General features: G+C 63.5%; 14 protein-coding genes. 4 read left to right on the forward strand and 10 right to left on the reverse strand.

The window, feature by feature from the left end:
* Positions 1 to 117: 117 nt before the first annotated feature.
* Entirely contained in the window at positions 118 to 960 is an 843-nt protein-coding gene (locus CAG00_RS12610) for a mechanosensitive ion channel family protein (protein ID WP_025340536.1), read from the reverse strand.
* Positions 961 to 1,074: 114 nt separating this feature from the next.
* Positions 1,075 to 1,560 carry a YajQ family cyclic di-GMP-binding protein gene (locus CAG00_RS12615; RefSeq protein ID WP_016713577.1) on the reverse strand — a complete coding sequence of 162 codons (486 nt, stop codon included), beginning with the start codon at positions 1,558 to 1,560 and terminating at the stop codon, positions 1,075 to 1,077.
* 100 nt (positions 1,561 to 1,660) lie between these two features.
* On the opposite strand from CAG00_RS12615, the gene CAG00_RS12620 reads away from it, so the two are divergent.
* Genes CAG00_RS12620 through CAG00_RS12630 form a run of 3 tightly spaced genes read left to right on the forward strand, consistent with a single transcriptional unit; the run spans position 1,661 to position 5,215 of the window.
* Positions 1,661 to 2,578 carry a putative 2-dehydropantoate 2-reductase gene (locus CAG00_RS12620; RefSeq protein ID WP_085664408.1) on the forward strand — a complete coding sequence of 306 codons (918 nt, stop codon included), beginning with the start codon at positions 1,661 to 1,663 and terminating at the stop codon, positions 2,576 to 2,578.
* A 38-nt stretch (positions 2,579 to 2,616) separates the two neighbouring features.
* Complete coding sequence (locus CAG00_RS12625; protein ID WP_085592119.1) at positions 2,617 to 4,647, forward strand: ATP-binding protein; 2,031 nt, start codon at positions 2,617 to 2,619, stop codon at positions 4,645 to 4,647.
* Position 4,648: 1 nt separating this feature from the next.
* Complete coding sequence (locus CAG00_RS12630) at positions 4,649 to 5,215, forward strand: cob(I)yrinic acid a,c-diamide adenosyltransferase (protein ID WP_085626524.1); 567 nt, start codon at positions 4,649 to 4,651, stop codon at positions 5,213 to 5,215.
* A gap of 143 nt (positions 5,216 to 5,358) precedes the next feature.
* Here the strand turns inward: CAG00_RS12630 and CAG00_RS12635 are convergent, their stop codons facing one another.
* The 4 genes from CAG00_RS12635 to secA form a co-directional block, all read right to left on the reverse strand.
* The gene (locus tag CAG00_RS12635; protein WP_085664409.1) at positions 5,359 to 6,303 is read right to left on the reverse strand and encodes a Nudix family hydrolase; all 945 of its coding nucleotides are present in this window, start codon (positions 6,301 to 6,303) and stop codon (positions 5,359 to 5,361) included.
* Complete coding sequence (locus CAG00_RS12640; protein WP_075046257.1) at positions 6,300 to 6,932, reverse strand: glutathione S-transferase family protein; 633 nt, start codon at positions 6,930 to 6,932, stop codon at positions 6,300 to 6,302. Before CAG00_RS12640 ends, CAG00_RS12635 begins: the two co-directional genes overlap by 4 nt.
* A 139-nt stretch (positions 6,933 to 7,071) precedes the next feature.
* Positions 7,072 to 8,289 (reverse strand): bifunctional glutamate N-acetyltransferase/amino-acid acetyltransferase ArgJ, encoded by a 1,218-nt coding sequence (gene argJ, locus CAG00_RS12645; protein ID WP_023662147.1) that lies wholly within the window; start codon positions 8,287 to 8,289, stop codon positions 7,072 to 7,074.
* Positions 8,290 to 8,443: 154 nt separating this feature from the next.
* Entirely contained in the window at positions 8,444 to 11,179 is a 2,736-nt protein-coding gene (gene secA, locus CAG00_RS12650; protein WP_025340542.1) for a preprotein translocase subunit SecA, read from the reverse strand.
* Between the two features lie 390 nt (positions 11,180 to 11,569).
* On the opposite strand from secA, the gene CAG00_RS12660 reads away from it, so the two are divergent.
* Positions 11,570 to 12,025: a DUF721 domain-containing protein gene (locus tag CAG00_RS12660; RefSeq protein ID WP_085614293.1), complete on the forward strand. Its 456-nt coding sequence runs from the start codon at positions 11,570 to 11,572 to the stop codon at positions 12,023 to 12,025.
* A gap of 189 nt (positions 12,026 to 12,214) precedes the next feature.
* On the opposite strand, the gene lpxC is transcribed toward CAG00_RS12660, so the two are convergent.
* From lpxC to CAG00_RS12680, 4 genes are all read right to left on the reverse strand, one after another.
* Positions 12,215 to 13,126, reverse strand: coding sequence for a UDP-3-O-acyl-N-acetylglucosamine deacetylase (gene lpxC / locus CAG00_RS12665; RefSeq protein WP_003260771.1), 912 nt, complete (start codon positions 13,124 to 13,126; stop codon positions 12,215 to 12,217).
* A gap of 112 nt (positions 13,127 to 13,238) precedes the next feature.
* The gene (gene ftsZ / locus CAG00_RS12670) at positions 13,239 to 14,435 is read right to left on the reverse strand and encodes a cell division protein FtsZ (RefSeq protein ID WP_003260772.1); all 1,197 of its coding nucleotides are present in this window, start codon (positions 14,433 to 14,435) and stop codon (positions 13,239 to 13,241) included.
* 55 nt (positions 14,436 to 14,490) lie between these two features.
* Entirely contained in the window at positions 14,491 to 15,747 is a 1,257-nt protein-coding gene (gene ftsA / locus CAG00_RS12675; RefSeq protein ID WP_015271706.1) for a cell division protein FtsA, read from the reverse strand.
* Between the two features lie 14 nt (positions 15,748 to 15,761).
* Complete coding sequence (locus CAG00_RS12680; RefSeq protein ID WP_025340544.1) at positions 15,762 to 16,631, reverse strand: cell division protein FtsQ/DivIB; 870 nt, start codon at positions 16,629 to 16,631, stop codon at positions 15,762 to 15,764.
* Between the last annotated feature and the right edge of the window lie 3 nt (positions 16,632 to 16,634).

The raw sequence follows: 16,634 nt of genomic DNA on the forward strand, positions 1-16,634 counted from the left end.
CGCTTCGCGCCCCATCGCGACACAAGGCCGCTCCTACGAGGGTTACGCGATTCCCTGTAGGAGCGGCCTTGTGTCGCGAAGGGGCGCGAAGCGGCCCCAACCGATGACAACGCGGTATTACTGCGCTGCAGTCTCCTGCACCACGCGAATCACCCGCTGCGGGAACGGAATGTCGATCCCTTCAGCCTTCAACCGGTCGCGCGCATGCTCGTTGAGCATGAACATCACATCCCAGTAATCGGCAGTCTTGGTCCACAAGCGCAACGACACGGTGATCGAGCTGTCGCCCAGGGTCGCGACCACCGCCTGCGGCGCCGGGTCGGGCAGCACACGCGGGTCCTGCGCCAGCTCCAGCAGCACGTTGCGGGCCTTCTGCAGGTCGGCGTCGTAGTCCACGCCCACATCGAACACCACCTTGCGCGTCGGCTGGCGGTTGGTGTTGGTGATGATGCCGTTGGACAGGCTGCCGTTGGGCATGATCACAGTCTTGTTGTCACCGGTGCGCAGCACGGTGTGGAAGATCTGGATGCTGTCGACGGTGCCAGCCACGCCTTGCGCCTCGATCCAGTCACCGATGCGGAACGGGCGGAACATCAGGATCAGCACACCGCCGGCGAAGTTCGCCAGGCTGCCCTGCAAGGCCAGGCCGATGGCCAGGCCCGCGGCACCGATGGCGGCAACGAACGAGGTGGTCTCGATACCGATCATCGATGCCACGCTGACGAACAGCAGCACCTTCAGCACGATATTCGACAGGGTGCTGATGAAGCCCTGCAGCGCCAGGTCGGCGTTGCGCAGGCCAACCAGCCTGCCCAGGCGGGCGCTGACCTTGTTGATGATCCACCAGCCGACCGCCAGGGTCAGCAGCGCCAGCAGCACACGGCTGCCGTATTCCATGATCAAGGGAATCCAGGTCTGGGATTGGCGGACCAGCTGATCGACTTCAGCGTTCAAATCCATATTCATCTCCTGATGCCGAGCGGCAAGTACACGGTAGAACAGGCCGCGCGCGATTGCGCAGCCCCGGCCCCCATGGACATCATTTCGCCATCTGGGTTCCGGGTGGTGCCCACATCAGTCGCGGAAGTTGTTGAACTGCAACGGCATGTCGAATTCCTTGGTACGCAGCAGGGCAATGGCTTCCTGCAGGTCGTCACGCTTTTTACCGGTAACGCGTACCTGTTCGCCCTGGATGGCGGCCTGCACTTTCAGCTTGCCATCCTTGATGGTGGCGACGATCTTCTTCGCCAGGTCCTTGTCGATGCCTTCGCGGAACTTGGCTTCCTGTTTCTTTTCCTTGCCCGAGGCGTACGGGTCCTTGGTTTCCAGGCACTTCACGTCGATCTTGCGCTTGACCAGCGCCAGGCGCAGGATTTCCAGCATCGCTTCGAGCTGGAACTCTTCCTCGGCGGTGAGCATCACGGTCTGCTCTTTGTCCTTGAACTCGAAGGTACCCTTGCCCTTGAGGTCGTAGCGGCGGTCCAGGTCCTTGATGGCGTTGTCGACCGCGTTCTGCACTTCGTGCTTGTCCAGTTCCGATACCACGTCGAACGAAGGCATGGTTGTTCTCCCAAAATAAAAGCGCGCTCAGGCTGAAGATGGAGCGCGCTGGGTTTGACGGTTAAAATGCGGGCTCATTATAACGGGTTGCGAAACGCATATGAGCAGCACCTGGCATATTCTCGGCGCCGGTAGCCTGGGCAGCCTGTGGGCTTGCCGCCTGGCGCGCGCGGGCAAGGCAGTACGCCTGATCCTGCGTGACGGGCAACGGCTGCAGGCCTACCAGCAGGCCGGCGGCCTTATCCTGGTCGAACAGGACCAGCCCCGCCACTACGCCATCCCCGCCGAAACCGCGCAGGCACACGGCCCGATCCACCGTCTGCTGGTGGCCTGCAAGGCCTACGACGCTGCCCCGGCCATGGCCGGCGTGGCAGCGCGCCTGGCCGAGGGCGCCGAAGTGGTGCTGCTGCAGAACGGCCTGGGCAGCCAGGACGAAGTCGCCGACCTGGTGGCCCACGCGCGCTGCATCTTCGCCTCCAGTACCGAAGGGGCGTTCCGCGAGGGTGACTGGCAGGTACGCTTTGCCGGCCACGGCTTCAACTGGCTGGGCGACCCACGCAACCCGACGATCCCGACCTGGTTCGATGACCTGCACGAGGCCGGCATCCCCGCCGAGTGGACGGTGGATATCCTCACCCGCCTGTGGCGCAAGCTGGCGCTCAATTGCGCCATCAACCCGCTGACCGTGCTGCACGACTGCCAGAACGGCGGGCTGCTGGGGCACCTGGGCGAAGTGGACGCCCTGTGCATCGAGCTGGCCCAGCTGCTGCGCCACTGTGGTCAGCCAGAAGCGGCAAACGGGCTGGACGAAGAAGTACAGCGGGTGATCCTCGCCACCGCAGCCAACTACTCTTCCATGTACCAGGATGTACGCGCTGGCCGGCGCACCGAGGTGCACTACCTGCTTGGCCACGCCTGCCGCGTCGCTGGCCGTCATGGCCTGCAGCTGCCACAGCTGGAACACCTGCGGCAGCGCCTGGTCGATAATTTGCGCGTGCGTGGTTTGCCCTGCGACTGACGCGCCCCTTTCAACCGGATATGGACATTGCCTAGCCCATGACCTTGCGCCAACGCCTGGAAAACCTCCCGGTCGGGCAGAAGCTGCTGGCGGCCCTGCTGGTGTTGCTGGTGACCATCCTGCTGGTGGCCAACCTCACCTTCATCAGCGCCGCCTACTGGATCACCCAGGAAAGCATGGCGCCACAGGCGCTGCACACCATCGGCCGGCTGGTGGCCAACCCGCAACTGGCGGCCCGCGCCGGCGACAGCCCGGACACCGCCAGCGCCCTGCTCAAGGAACTGGACAGCTACACGCCGCTGCGCGCCGCCGCTGTCTACGGTGGCGATGGCCGCATACTGGCGCAACTGCAGCACGGCGAGCCGCTGGCGTTGCCCAGGCGTTTTCGCGACATCGACGGCTGGCGCCTGATGGAGTTTCGCAGCACCCAGCTGATCCGCATGCCACGCGACGCCAACCCGCCCGCGCACCTGCTGCTGGTGGCCAGCAGCGAACTGCCCACGGCTTTCTACACCGGCACCCTCAGCGCCAGCCTGGGCATCCTGGTGTTCAGCATCCTGCTGTGGATCGTCATCGCCCGGCAGATCAAGCGCCTGATCACCCAGCCGATCAACCAGCTCGAAGAACTCAGCCGCCAGGTCACCCGCGAAGAAAGCTATGCCCTGCGTGCGCATCGCGGCAACGACGACGAAATCGGCAGCCTGGCCGAAGCATTCAACACCATGCTTTCGCGCATCGAGGCCCGCGAACAGCAGCTCAAGCGCACCCGCGACGAGTTCCAGGAGGCCTATGACCAGGCCCAGGGGCTGGCCGAGGAAACCCGCCATACCAACCGCAAGCTGGAACTGGAAGTCCAGGTGCGCAGCAAGATCGAGAAGAAGCTCACCGGTTTCCAGAACTACCTCAACAGCATCATCGACTCGATGCCTTCGGCGCTGATCGCCCTCGACGAACAGCTCTACGTGACCCAGTGGAATCACGAAGCCACGGTGCTTTCCGGCACGCCACTGGACGAAGCGCTGAACCAGCCGATCTTCATCGCCTTCGAACCGCTCAAGCCGTTCCTGCCACAGCTGAAGGAAACCGTGGAAAAGCACCGGGTGGCGAAGATCGAGCGGGTCACCTGGCCCAAGGGCGACGACCTGCGCCACTACGCCCTGACCTTCTACCCGCTGACCGGTGGCGGCGGCCGTGGCGTGGTCATCCGTATCGACGACATCACCCAGCGCCTGTCGCTGGAGGAAATGATGGTGCAATCGGAGAAGATGCTTTCGGTCGGCGGCCTGGCCGCCGGCATGGCCCACGAGATCAACAACCCGCTAGGCGCGATCCTGCATAACGTGCAGAACATCCGCCGGCGCCTGTCACCCGAGTTGCCGCGCAACCAGGAGCAGGCCGAGGAACTGGGCATCGACCTGCCCACGGTCAACCGTTACCTGGAGAGCCGCGAAGTGCCGCTATTGCTCGACGGCATCCAGCAGGCCGGTGCGCGGGCGGCGAAGATCGTCACCCACATGCTCAGTTTCAGCCGCCGCAGCAACCGCCAGTTGGCGCCGTGCGACCTGCCGGCGCTGATCGATCAGGCGGTGGAGATTGCCGGCAACGACTTCGACCTGGCCATCGGCTTCGACTTCAAGGGCCAGGCCATCGTGCGCCAGTTCGACCCCGAACTGGGGCAGGTGCCGTGCACGGCCAACGAATTGGAACAGGTGCTGCTGAACCTGCTGAAAAACGCCGCCCAGGCCATCCACCAACGGCCGCAGCCGAGCGAGCCCGGGCGCATCACCCTGCGCACCCGCTTGAGCCCGCCATGGGCGGAAATCCAGGTCGAGGACAACGGCGTCGGCATGCCCGAGGGGGTGCGCAAACGCACCTTCGAGCCGTTCTTCACCACCAAGGAAATCGGCCAGGGCACCGGGCTGGGCCTGTCGGTCTCGTACTTCATCATCACCAACAACCACAAGGGGCAGATGGAAGTGCAATCCACGCCCGGCCAGGGTACCTGCTTCACCCTGCGCCTGCCCCTCGGCCAGCCGGCAGCGGTGGCGCCGGCCAAAACGGAGAAATGACATGGGCTACCGCCTGTCGAAGATCTACACCCGCACCGGCGACAAAGGCGAAACCGGCCTGGGCGACGGACGCCGGGTGCCCAAGGACCACCCACGGATCGAAGCGATTGGCGAGGTGGACAGCCTGAACAGCCAACTGGGTTTGCTGCTGGCGGGGCTGGCCGAACAAGGGTTGGATGAAGTGAGCGCGGTGTTGGCGCCGTGTCAGCACCGCCTGTTCGACCTGGGCGGTGAGTTGGCGATGCCCAGTTATCAGGCGTTGAACCTGGCGGAAGTGGAACGGCTGGAGGCGGCGATCGATGTGTGGAATGAAGAGCTGGGGCCGTTGAAGAACTTCATCTTGCCCAGTGGCTCGGCGCTGGTGGCACAGGCGCATGTGTGCAGGAGCCTGGCGCGCAGTGCGGAGCGGCGGTGCCAGCAGCTGAATGCGCTGGAGCCGTTGGCGGGGGTTGGGTTGGCGTATATCAACCGGCTTTCGGATCTGCTGTTCGTGGCGGCGCGGATCATTGGGCGGCGGCAGGGGGTGGCTGAGGTTTTGTGGCAGCCTGCTGAGAAACCAAAAGGCTGATATTTCTGGGGCTGCTTTGCAGCCCGTCGCGACACAAGGCCGCTCCTACAGGGGGTTCGCGATTCATTCAGGATTACGCGATTCCTTTGTAGGAGCGGCCTTGTGTCGCGATGGGCCGCAAAGCGGCCCCAATTACAGGCGACTCAGATCTCAGGCCAGAACGCCCGGATCCCGGCCACACCCTGTGCCCCCGCTTCCCAGGCCTGCTCGCGCTCACCCGGCCCTACCCCACCCAGCAGGTAGACCGGCCTGTTGAACCCGGCAATCAACCGCTGTGCCTCGTCCCACCCCAGCGGCACCGCCTCAGGGTGTGTCAGGGTTGCCTGCACCGGCGACAAGGTGACGAAGTCCACGCCCATCTGCTCCGCAAGCGCCAGCTCTTCGGCGCTGTGGCAGGACGCCGCCAGCCAGCGCTCCTTGGGGAACGGCCGGCCGTTGGCGGCATACTTGCGCAGCTGTGCAGCCGTCAGGTGCCAACCTGCGGCTGGGAAGTCACCCAGCCACTCCAGCGGCCCCTTGAGCATCAACTGCGCCTTGCCCGCGCACAGGCCGACCGCATCCACCGCCACATCGCGGTACTTGGGGTCGTACATGTCCGGGGCACGCAACTGGATCAGGCGAATGCCGCTGGCCACCGCCTTCTGGATGCCCTTGAGCATCTGCGGCACTTCCAGGCCATCGGGGGTGATCAGGTACTGGTCCGGCAGGCGCGCGGCTGCAACGATCGGTTTATTGGCCTCGGGGAATTCGTACTGGGGCAAATCACGTGGGGCAACCCATTCCAGCGGCTGACCCTCGGCGCCATGCGGCTCGCCGGTGAACGCCTCGACTTCGCGCACGTCCAGCAGCACCTGTTTGTCCGGGTAGTCGTGGCTGACCTTGATCAGTGCGCGCGAACGGCTTACCTCGATGCCCAGCTCCTCGCGCAGCTCGCGGGCCAGCGCCGCCTCGACGCCCTCACCCTCTTCCACCTTGCCGCCCGGGAATTCCCACAGGCCGCCCTGGTGCTGGGTATCGGCACGCCGTGCGATCAGAATGCGGCCGTCAGTACCACGAATGACAGCGGCTACAACATGAATCCGTTTCACCCTTCACGCTCCGCCAGGCCAGCCTGCTGCCAGGCCTGGAAGGCCGGCCACTGGTAAATGGTTTCGATATAGGCCGCCGCCTCCGCAGGCACTTCCACGCGGTAGGTGCGCAGGCGTACGGCCACCGGGGCGAAGAAGGCATCGGCCAGGCTCGGCTTGCCGAACAGGAACGGGCCGCTGTCCTTGGCCACCAGGCGGCATTCGGACCACAGTGCAACGATACGGTCGATATCGATTTGAACCTCCAGCGGCACGCTGTCCAGCGCCTGGTCGCGCGACAGGTCGAACGGCATGGCACCGCGCAGGGCGAAGAAGCCGCTGTGCATCTGCGCGCAGGCCGAACGGGCCTGGGCCCGGGCCGCCACGTCGGCAGGCCACAGCTGGGCGTCGGGGTGGCGTTCGTTGAGGTATTCGGCAATGGCCAGCGAGTCGGCGATGACACCGTGCTCGGTCTTGAGCAGCGGTACCTTGCCGGTGGCAGAGAAGGCGAGGATGCGCTGACGGGTGTCAGGCTGGTTGAGTTTGATCAGTGTTTCTTCGTAAGGCACGCCAGCCAGCTCGAGGGCCAGGGCGCCACGCAGCGACCAGGAGGAATACAGCTTGTCGCCGATGATCAGGTGATAGCTCATGGTTCGGCTCCATCGTTTTGGATTTTTTGGGGCTGCCTTGCAGCCCATCGCGACACAAGGCCGCTCCTACAGGTACAGCATGGACCCCTTGTAGGAGCGGCCTTGTGTCGCGATGGGCCGCAACGCGGCCCCAATTACATCAGGTACGGTACTCGGCGTTGATCTTCACGTACTCGTGGGACAGGTCGGTGGTCCAGATGGTTTCGCTGCACTGGCCACGGCCCAGCTCGATGCGGATGGTGATCTCTTCCTGGGCCATTACCTTGGCGCCCTGGTCTTCGGTGTAGCTCGGGCTGCGGCCGCCTTTGCTGGCAATGCACACGCTGTCCAGGTACACATCGATCAGGCTCACATCCAGCTCCGGTACACCGGCACGGCCAACGGCGGCGAGGATACGGCCCCAGTTGGGGTCGGAAGCGAACAGCGCAGTCTTGATCAGCGGCGAGTGGGCCACGGCGTAGCCGACGTCCAGGCACTCCTGGTGGTTACCACCGCCGTTGACCTGCACGGTAACGAACTTGGTGGCGCCTTCGCCGTCACGGACGATGGCCTGGGCCACTTCCATGCACACTTCGAACACCGCCTTCTTCAGCGCTTCGAACAATGCGCCGCTGGCTTCGGTGACTTCCGGCAGGTTGGCCTTGCCGGTGGCGATCAGCATGCAGCAGTCGTTGGTCGAGGTGTCGCCATCGATGGTGATGCGGTTGAACGACTTGTTGGCGCCGTCCAGCATCAGGTCCTTGAGTACCGCCGGGGCAACCTTGGCGTCGGTGGCGATGTAGCCGAGCATGGTGGCCATGTTCGGGCGAATCATGCCTGCACCCTTACTGATGCCGGTGACGGTAACGGTCACGCCATCGTGCTGGAACTGGCGGCTGGCACCCTTGGGCAGGGTGTCGGTGGTCATGATGCCGGTGGCGGCTTCGGCCCAGTGGTTTTCCGACAGGTTGTCGAGGGCGGCCTGCAGCGCGCCTTCGATCTTCTCGACCGGCAGCGGCTCGCCGATTACGCCAGTGGAGAACGGCAGTACCGACTCGGCCGGTACGCCGGCCAGTTCGGCCAGCTTGGCGCAGGTGCGCTCGGCGGCGGCCAGGCCTGGCGCGCCGGTGCCGGCGTTGGCGTTACCGGTGTTGGTCAGCAGGTAGCGCACGGTGCCCTGCACACGCTGCTTGGACAGGATCACCGGCGCTGCGCAGAAGGCATTGAGGGTGAACACGCCAGCCACGCTGGAGCCTTCGGCGCAGCGCATGACCACCACATCCTTGCGCCCCGGGCGCTTGATGCCGGCAGAAGCGATGCCGAGTTCAAAACCCGGAACCGGGTGCAGGGTGGGCAAAGGACCAAGACCAACAGCCATTAGAGCGCTCCTAGAAAATACGGTTGAATTGCAAAAAGCGGGGCCGCTTCGCGCCCCATCGCGACACAAGGCCGCTCCTACAAGAGTACTGCGATTCCTGTAGGAGCGGCCTTGTGTCGCGACAGGGCCGCAAAGCGGCCCCATTCAGGTCAGATCACTCGATCTGCCCGTGGCAATGCTTGAACTTCTTGCCCGAACCACACCAGCACGGCTCGTTGCGGCCCAGCTTCTGCTCGTTGCGCACCGGTGCCGAGGCAACGGCCACTTCGGCGCCCTCCTCGTTCAGTTGCTCGCTTTCCAGGCCCGGGGCAGCGGCATGCTGGAACTGCATGCGGCTGGCCAGTTCCTCGGCCTCGCGGCGCAGGCGGGCTTCCTCTTCGACCGGGTCTTCGCGGCGTACCTGAACGTGCGACAGCACACGGATGGTGTCGCGCTTGATCGACTCGAGCAGCTCCTGGAACAGGCTGAAGGATTCGCGCTTGTACTCCTGCTTCGGGTTCTTCTGCGCATAACCACGCAGGTGGATACCGTGACGCAGGTGGTCCATGGTCGACAGGTGGTCTTTCCACAGGTCATCCAGCACGCGCAGCAGGATCTGCTTCTCGAAGGTACGCAGGGCTTCCATACCGGCCTGGTCTTCCTTCTCGGTGTACGCGGTGGTGATTTCGTTCAGCAGCTTCTCGCGCAGGGTCTCTTCGTAGAGGTGATCGTCCTCGTCGAGCCACTGCTGGATCGGCAGCTTCATGGCGAAATCGCTGGCAAGCGAAGCTTCCAGACCGGCCACGTCCCACTGCTCTGGCAGCGACTGCGGCGGAATGTGCTGGCTGATGGTAGCGTCCAGTACTTCCTTGCGGAATTCGACGATGGTGTCGCCAATGTTCTCGGCGGCCAGCAGGCTGTTGCGCATGTGGTAGATCACCTTGCGCTGCTCGTTGGCCACGTCGTCGTATTCCAGCAACTGCTTGCGGATGTCGAAGTTGCGGCCTTCGACCTTGCGCTGGGCCTTCTCGATGGCGTTGGTGACCATGCGGTGCTCGATGGCCTCGCCGGACTGCATGCCCAGCGCCTTCATGAAGTTCTTCACCCGGTCAGAGGCGAAGATACGCATCAGGCTGTCTTCCAGCGACAGGTAGAAGCGGCTGGAGCCCGGGTCGCCCTGACGGCCGGAACGGCCACGCAGCTGGTTGTCGATACGGCGCGATTCGTGGCGCTCGGAAGCGATCACGTGCAGGCCACCCGTCTCGATCACCTGCTGGTGACGCTTCTGCCAGTCGGCCTTGATCTGGGCGATCTGCTCGGCGGTCGGGTTTTCCAGGGCAGCCACTTCGGCTTCCCAGTTACCGCCCAGCAGGATGTCGGTACCACGGCCGGCCATGTTGGTGGCGATGGTCAGGGCACCTGGCGCACCTGCTTGCGCGATGATCTCGGCTTCCTTCTCGTGGTACTTGGCGTTGAGCACCTTGTGGTCGATACCTTCCTTCTTCAGGAGGTTGGACATGTGCTCGGAGGTTTCGATGGTCGCAGTACCCACCAGCACCGGGCGGCCCTGCTTCATGCTTTCCTTGATGTCGGCGATGATCGCGGCGTATTTCTCGTCGGCGGTCAGGTACACCAGGTCGTTGAAGTCTTTACGCGCCAACGGCTTGTTCGGCGGAATGACCATCACGTTGAGCCCGTAGATCGACTGGAACTCGAACGCTTCGGTGTCGGCGGTACCGGTCATGCCGGACAGCTTGGTGTAGAGGCGGAAGTAGTTCTGGAAGGTGGTCGAAGCCAGGGTCTGGCTCTCGGCCTGGATGTTCAGGTTCTCTTTGGCTTCGATGGCCTGGTGCAGGCCTTCGGACAGACGACGGCCCGGCATGGTACGGCCGGTGTGCTCGTCGATCAGCAGGACCTGGCCGTCCTGGACGATGTATTCGATGTTGCGGTGGAACAGCTTGTGCGCGCGCAGGCCGGCGTAGACGTGGGTCAGCAGGCTCAGGTTATGCGCCGAGTACAGGCTCTCGCCCTCGGCCAGCAGGCCGGACTGGGTGAGCATCTCTTCGATGAACTGGTGACCGGCTTCGTTCAGCTCGACCTGACGGCTCTTCTCGTCGATGGTGAAGTGGCCTTCCTGGGTGACCTGGCCCTCGACCTCTTCGATGTGCTGGGTAAGGCGCGGGATCAGACGGTTGATCTCGATGTACAGCTTGGAGCTGTCCTCGGCCTGACCGGAGATGATCAGCGGGGTACGCGCTTCGTCGATGAGGATGGAGTCGACTTCGTCGATCACGGCGAAGTTCAGTTCACGCTGGAACTTCTCGTCCTGGCTGAACGCCATGTTGTCGCGCAGGTAGTCGAAACCGAATTCGTTGTTGGTGCCGTAGGTGATGTCGGACGCGTAGGCGGCGCGCTTTTCTTCCGGCGGCTGGAAGGCCGAGACGATGCCGACCGACAGGCCGAGGAACTCGTACAGCGGGCGCATCCAGTTGGCGTCGCGGCGGGCCAGGTAGTCGTTGACGGTGACCACGTGCACGCCCTTGCCGGACAATGCGTTGAGGTACACGGCCAGGGTACCGACCAAGGTCTTGCCTTCACCGGTACGCATTTCTGCGATCATGCCCTCGTGCAGGGTCATGCCACCGATCAGCTGCACGTCGAAGTGGCGCATGCCCATCACGCGCTTGCCGGCCTCACGGGCCACGGCGAAGGCTTCAGGCAGCAACTGGTCCAGTGTCTCGCCTTTGGCCAGGCGCTCCTTGAACTCTGCGGTCTTGCCCCGCAGTTGCTCGTCGGAGAGGGCCACCATCTTCTCTTCGAGAGCATTGACGATGTTCACCGTCTTGAGCATGCGTTTGACTTCACGCTCGTTCTTGCTTCCAAAAAGTTTCTTTAACAAAGGCGCAAACATATCGGCAGGATCTTCCACACGTAGGGATGGAGGGCGGCCCCATGAGTCGCCCGTGCAGCCCTGAGGCCGCATGCGAACGAGCATTCTACCCGGAAACGATGGTGAGGAAAGTGGTGGATTTCCACGATGCTTGTACAGCGTTTTGGCGGGGGCTTGTTTTAGATAGGGGCATTTTCCCTGAGTTCAAGGTTCGGGAAGATGAAACGTATCGAGAATGAGTCTTGTCTTTTGTTATCTGTGCCGGCCTCTTCGCGGGTAAACCCGCTCCCACAGGATCACCTACATATCAAGGTCAGTGCCGTACCTGTGGGAGCGGGTTCACCCGCGAAGAGGCCAGTGCAGGCTATAGAGATGTTAGACTGCGGACCATGTAACCTCATGCGTACCCCCATGGCCTACAAACCCTCCCCCGCCCAGCCGCCCTCGGCCCTGCTCCGCCAGGTCCGCCCGCTGCGCCTGCTGCTGAACCAGGCCGAACGCCTGGAGCACCTGCAGCGCCTGCTGGAAAGCCAGCTGCAACCAGCCGCCCGCGAGCACTGCCATGTGGCGTCGTGGCGCGACGGCACATTGTTGCTGGTGGTAACCGACGGCCACTGGGCAACCCGCCTGCGCTATCAGCAGAAACGCCTGATGTCGGCATTACAAGCCATGGAGGCATTCGCCAATCTCAGGCGCATCCTGTACAAGGTCCAGCCCCCGCTGGTGCCAGCCAAGCGTGGTGGCCATGCTGCGGAACTGTCCAATAACGCAGCCGAGAGCCTGCGCGATACCGCCGAGGGCATCACTGACCCCAAGCTGCGCGCAGCACTGGAAAGGCTGGCAGCTCACGCCCAGGACAAGCGCTGACACCTTCGGGACTGCTGCGCAATCCATTCGCGGGCACGCCCGCTCCCACAGGTACTGCGCCGCTCCAGAGGCAGTGAGCACCTAGTGGGAGCGGGCGTGCCCGCGAATGGCCGGACCTGCCGGGCAAAATGCGTCAGCCATAAAAAAGCCACCCGAAGGTGGCCTTAATGAACTAGAGAGTGTTCGAACTTACACGGCCGCAACAGGGCGCATGTACGAGATCGGTGCCGTGCTGGCATCTTCGAAGGTGACCACTTCCCAGGCATCGGTTTCGGCAATCAGCTTGCGCAACAGCTGGTTGTTCAGCGCGTGGCCGGACTTGTAGCCCTTGAACTCGCCGATCAGGCTGTTGCCCAGCAGATAAAGGTCGCCAATGGCGTCGAGGATCTTGTGCTTGACGAATTCGTCATCGGAACGAAGGCCGTCTTCGTTGAGCACACCGGTCTCGTCGACCACGATGGCGTTCTCGACACTGCCACCCAGCGCAAGGTTGTGCTTGCGCAGGTACTCGATGTCACGCATGAAACCGAAGGTACGGGCGCGGCTGACTTCCTTCACGAACGAGGTGCTGGAGAAGTCGACGACCGCACTCTGGGTCTGGCCCTTGAGGACCGGATGATCGAAGTCGATCTCGAAGCTCACCTTGAAACCGTCGAAAGGCAGGAAAGTGGCGCGCTTGTCGCCCTCTTCCACGGTTACCTCACGCAGGATGCGGATGAACTTCTTGGCTGCGTCCTGTTCTTCCAGGCCGGCAGACTGAATCAGAAATACAAAGGGTCCGGCGCTGCCATCCATGATCGGCACTTCCGAGGCGGAGAGCTCGACGTAGGCGTTATCGATGCCCAGGCCCGCCATGGCGGAGAGCAGGTGCTCGACCGTATCGACCTTGACGTCACCGTTGACCAGCGTCGTCGACATGGTTGTCTCGCCGACGTTGGCCGCGCGCGCCGGGATTTCGACCACAGGGTCGAGGTCGGCGCGGCGGAAGACGATGCCGGTGTCAACAGGTGCAGGCTTGAGGGTCAGGTAAACCTTCTCCCCGGAGTGCAGACCGACACCTGTGGCACGGATGGTATTCTTCAGGGTGCGTTGTTTAATCATGGCATTGGCCGCTTCAGCGCAAATTGCGAACAGGTATCAACAAAGGCTGGGGATGATAACAGACCCAACCTTTGATGAATACCAATCACCTTTATACCCCTGATAAATTCCATTAATCAGCCTGACGACGCAGGAATGCCGGGATATCGAGGTAGTCCAGGTCATCCTGAGGGTTCAGTTTAGCGGCTGCAGCAGCACCTGCATGGGCCTGGTTGCGCATTACGGTCGGGCGCTCCAGGTCACGGTAGTTGACCGCAGGCTGCTCCTGGCGAACCGGCGCCGGGTTGGAAGCCTCGTACACCTGCTGGGCAGTCTGCAGGGTGTTGTCGACCACCTTCACAGGCTTCTCGATGCGCGCGCCCAGGCCGGTGGCCACTACGGTCACGTGCAGCTCGTCACGCATGTCCGGGTCGATCACGGTGCCGACCTTGACCATGGCGTGGTCGGAGGCGAAGGCTTCGATGATGCTACCCACGTCGGAGTACTCGCCCAGCGACAGGTCAGGGCCTGCGGTGATGTTCACCAGGATGCCGCGGGCGCCCTGCAGGTTGACGTCTTCCAGCAGCGGGTTGCGGATCGCTGCCTCGGTGGCTTCACGCGCACGGTTCGGGCCGCTGGCGCAGCCAGTACCCATCATGGCCATGCCCATTTCACCCATCACGGTACGCACGTCGGCGAAGTCGACGTTGATCATGCCCGGGCGCTTGATGATATCGGAGATACCGCGCACGGCACCGGCCAGTACGTCGTCGGCCTTGGCGAAGGCGGACAGCAGGCTGGCATCCTTGCCCAGGATGGTCAGCAGCTTCTCGTTGGGGATGGTGATCAACGAGTCGACGCTTTCGGCCAGCATGCGGATGCCTTCATCGGCGATCTGCATGCGCTTGCGGCCTTCGAACGGGAACGGACGGGTCACCACGGCAACGGTGAGAATGCCCATTTCCTTGGCCACTTCGGCGATGATCGGCGCTGCACCGGTACCGGTACCGCCGCCCATGCCAGTGGTGATGAACACCATGTTGGTGCCCTGCAGCACTTCAGCGATGCGCTCACGGTCTTCCAGCGCGGCCTGGCGGCCGACTTCCGGATTGGCACCGGCACCCAGGCCCTTGGTCACGCCAGTGCCCAATTGCAGGATGGTGCGCGCGCCGATGTTCTTCAGCGCCTGAGCATCGGTGTTGGCGCAGATGAATTCCACGCCTTCGATGCTGCTCTTGACCATGTGGTTGACGGCGTTGCCGCCACCACCGCCAACACCGATCACTTTGATGACCGGGCTTTGCGGGACGTTGTCTACGAGCTCGAACATTTTCCCTCTCCTTACAGTTCTCTAGTTGTCGCGCCTACCACTACTGCTTTGAAACTTAGAAATTGCCCTGGACCCAGCGTTTGAAGCGTTCAAGCACTGGAGCCTTCGGTTCATCGCCATAGCTGTTGTTGCTGCTGTTACCGGTCAGGGGCAGGTCTTCGGTCTGCTTCTGCAGGCCGTAGGTGAGCAAGCCCACGCCGGTGGAATAGATCGGGTTGCGAACCACGTCGCTGAGCCCCCGAACGCTGTGCGGCACGCCCAGGCGTACCGGCATGTGGAAGATTTCCTCGGCCAGTTCCACGGCGCCTTCCATCTTCGCGGTGCCGCCGGTGAGTACGATGCCGGCCGGCACCAGGTCCTCGTAGCCGCTGCGGCGCAGTTCGGCCTGGATCAGGGTGAAGAGCTCGTCGTAACGTGGCTCCACCACCTCGGCCAGGGCCTGGCGCGACAGCTCGCGCGGTGGGCGATCACCCACGCTTGGCACCTTGATGGTCTCGCCAGCGCCAGCCAGTTTGGCCAGGGCGCAGGCGTAGCGGATCTTGATTTCTTCGGCGTACTGGGTCGGGGTACGCAGGGCCATGGCGATGTCGTTGGTCACCTGGTCGCCGGCAATCGGGATCACCGCAGTGTGACGGATCGCGCCCTCGGTGAAGATGGCGATGTCGGTGGTGCCACCACCGATGTCCACCAGGCACACGCCCAGCTCTTTTTCATCGTCGGTCAGCACCGAGTAGGCCGAGGCCAACTGCTCGAGGATGATGTCGTCGATTTCCAGGCCGCAGCGGCGTACGCATTTTTCGATGTTCTGCGCCGCGTTGACCGCGCAGGTGACCACGTGGACCTTGGCTTCCAGACGTACGCCAGACATGCCCAGCGGCTCGCGCACGCCTTCCTGGTTGTCGATCACGTAGTCCTGCGGCAGGGTGTGCAGCACGCGCTGGTCAGCCGGGATGGCAACGGCCTGGGCGGCGTCGAGTACGCGCTCCAGGTCGGCCAGGCTGACCTCGCGGTCGCGGATGGCGACGATGCCGTGGGAGTTCAGGCTGCGGATGTGGTTGCCGGCCACGCCGACGAAGGCCGAGTGGATGCGGCAGCCGGCCATCAGCTGCGCTTCTTCCACGGCGCGCTGGATCGACTGCACGGTGGACTCGATGTTCACCACCACGCCTTTTTTCAGGCCGCGGGACGGATGGGTACCGATCCCGACGATTTCCAGGGTGCCGTCCTCGCCCACTTCACCCACCAGCGCCACCACCTTGGAGGTGCCGATGTCCAGCCCGACGATCATTTTGCCGCTATGCGCGTTTGCCATGGTCCTGCCTCTCTCTAATTCTTCGCAACGGCGGGTTGGGCCGTCGTCGGTGCAATCGGTTCCCGCCAACCAACGGCAAGTCCGTTGGAGTAACGCAGATCAATGCGGGCGATAGTGCTGATCTGGTCTTTGAGTGTCTTGTCGTAAATGGCAATGAAACGGCGCATCTTCTCCACCAGATGGTCGCGCCCCAGCAGCAGCTCGATGCCCGGCCCGGCGCTGCTCGCGCCCGTGGTCAGGAACCAGCTGCCTCGCTCGCGCAGCTCCAGGCGAGCGATGGAAAAGCCCAGGGGGCGCAGCATCTGGCTCAATACCTGATACTGCTGCATCACTTGTTGCTGAGCACGCTGCGGCCCGGCCAGCTGCGGCAGGTGCTCGTAGTTGGCCAGTTCGCGCGGGGTGAAGGCCTGGCCCTGGTTGTTGAGCAAGGCTTCGTCACCCCAGCGCGCCACCGGCAACTGTTCTTCCAGGCGGATCACCACCTCGTCGGGCCACACCCGGCGTACTTCGGCGTGGGCGATCCACGGCATCTGCTCGAGCTCTGCGCGCATCGCCGGCAGGTCGACACTGAAGAAGCTCGCTGCCACGTAGGGCGCGATACGCTGCTGCACCGACTGCTGGCTGATGTAGCTGAGGTCGCCCTGCACGTCGATCTTGGTGATCGGCCGGTCGGCGTACGGCATCAGGCGAATGGCGCCCTCGTAGGCGCCAAACCCGGCCGCCACCAGCAGCACCGGCCACAGCAGGCGCTTGAGACCACCCAGGCTTGGCCGCGGCAGGCGCGCCGATACGGGCTCGTCGGCCACCAGCCGGCTGGCACCACGCGGCACCGGCTTGCTACGGCCGGTAACGGGTTGCTGCTGACGTATCATCGCGCCTTGCATGGT

It is taken from the genome of Pseudomonas sp. B5(2017), assembly GCF_002112825.1.
GTDB classification, from domain to species: Bacteria; Pseudomonadota; Gammaproteobacteria; order Pseudomonadales; family Pseudomonadaceae; genus Aquipseudomonas; species Aquipseudomonas putida_Z.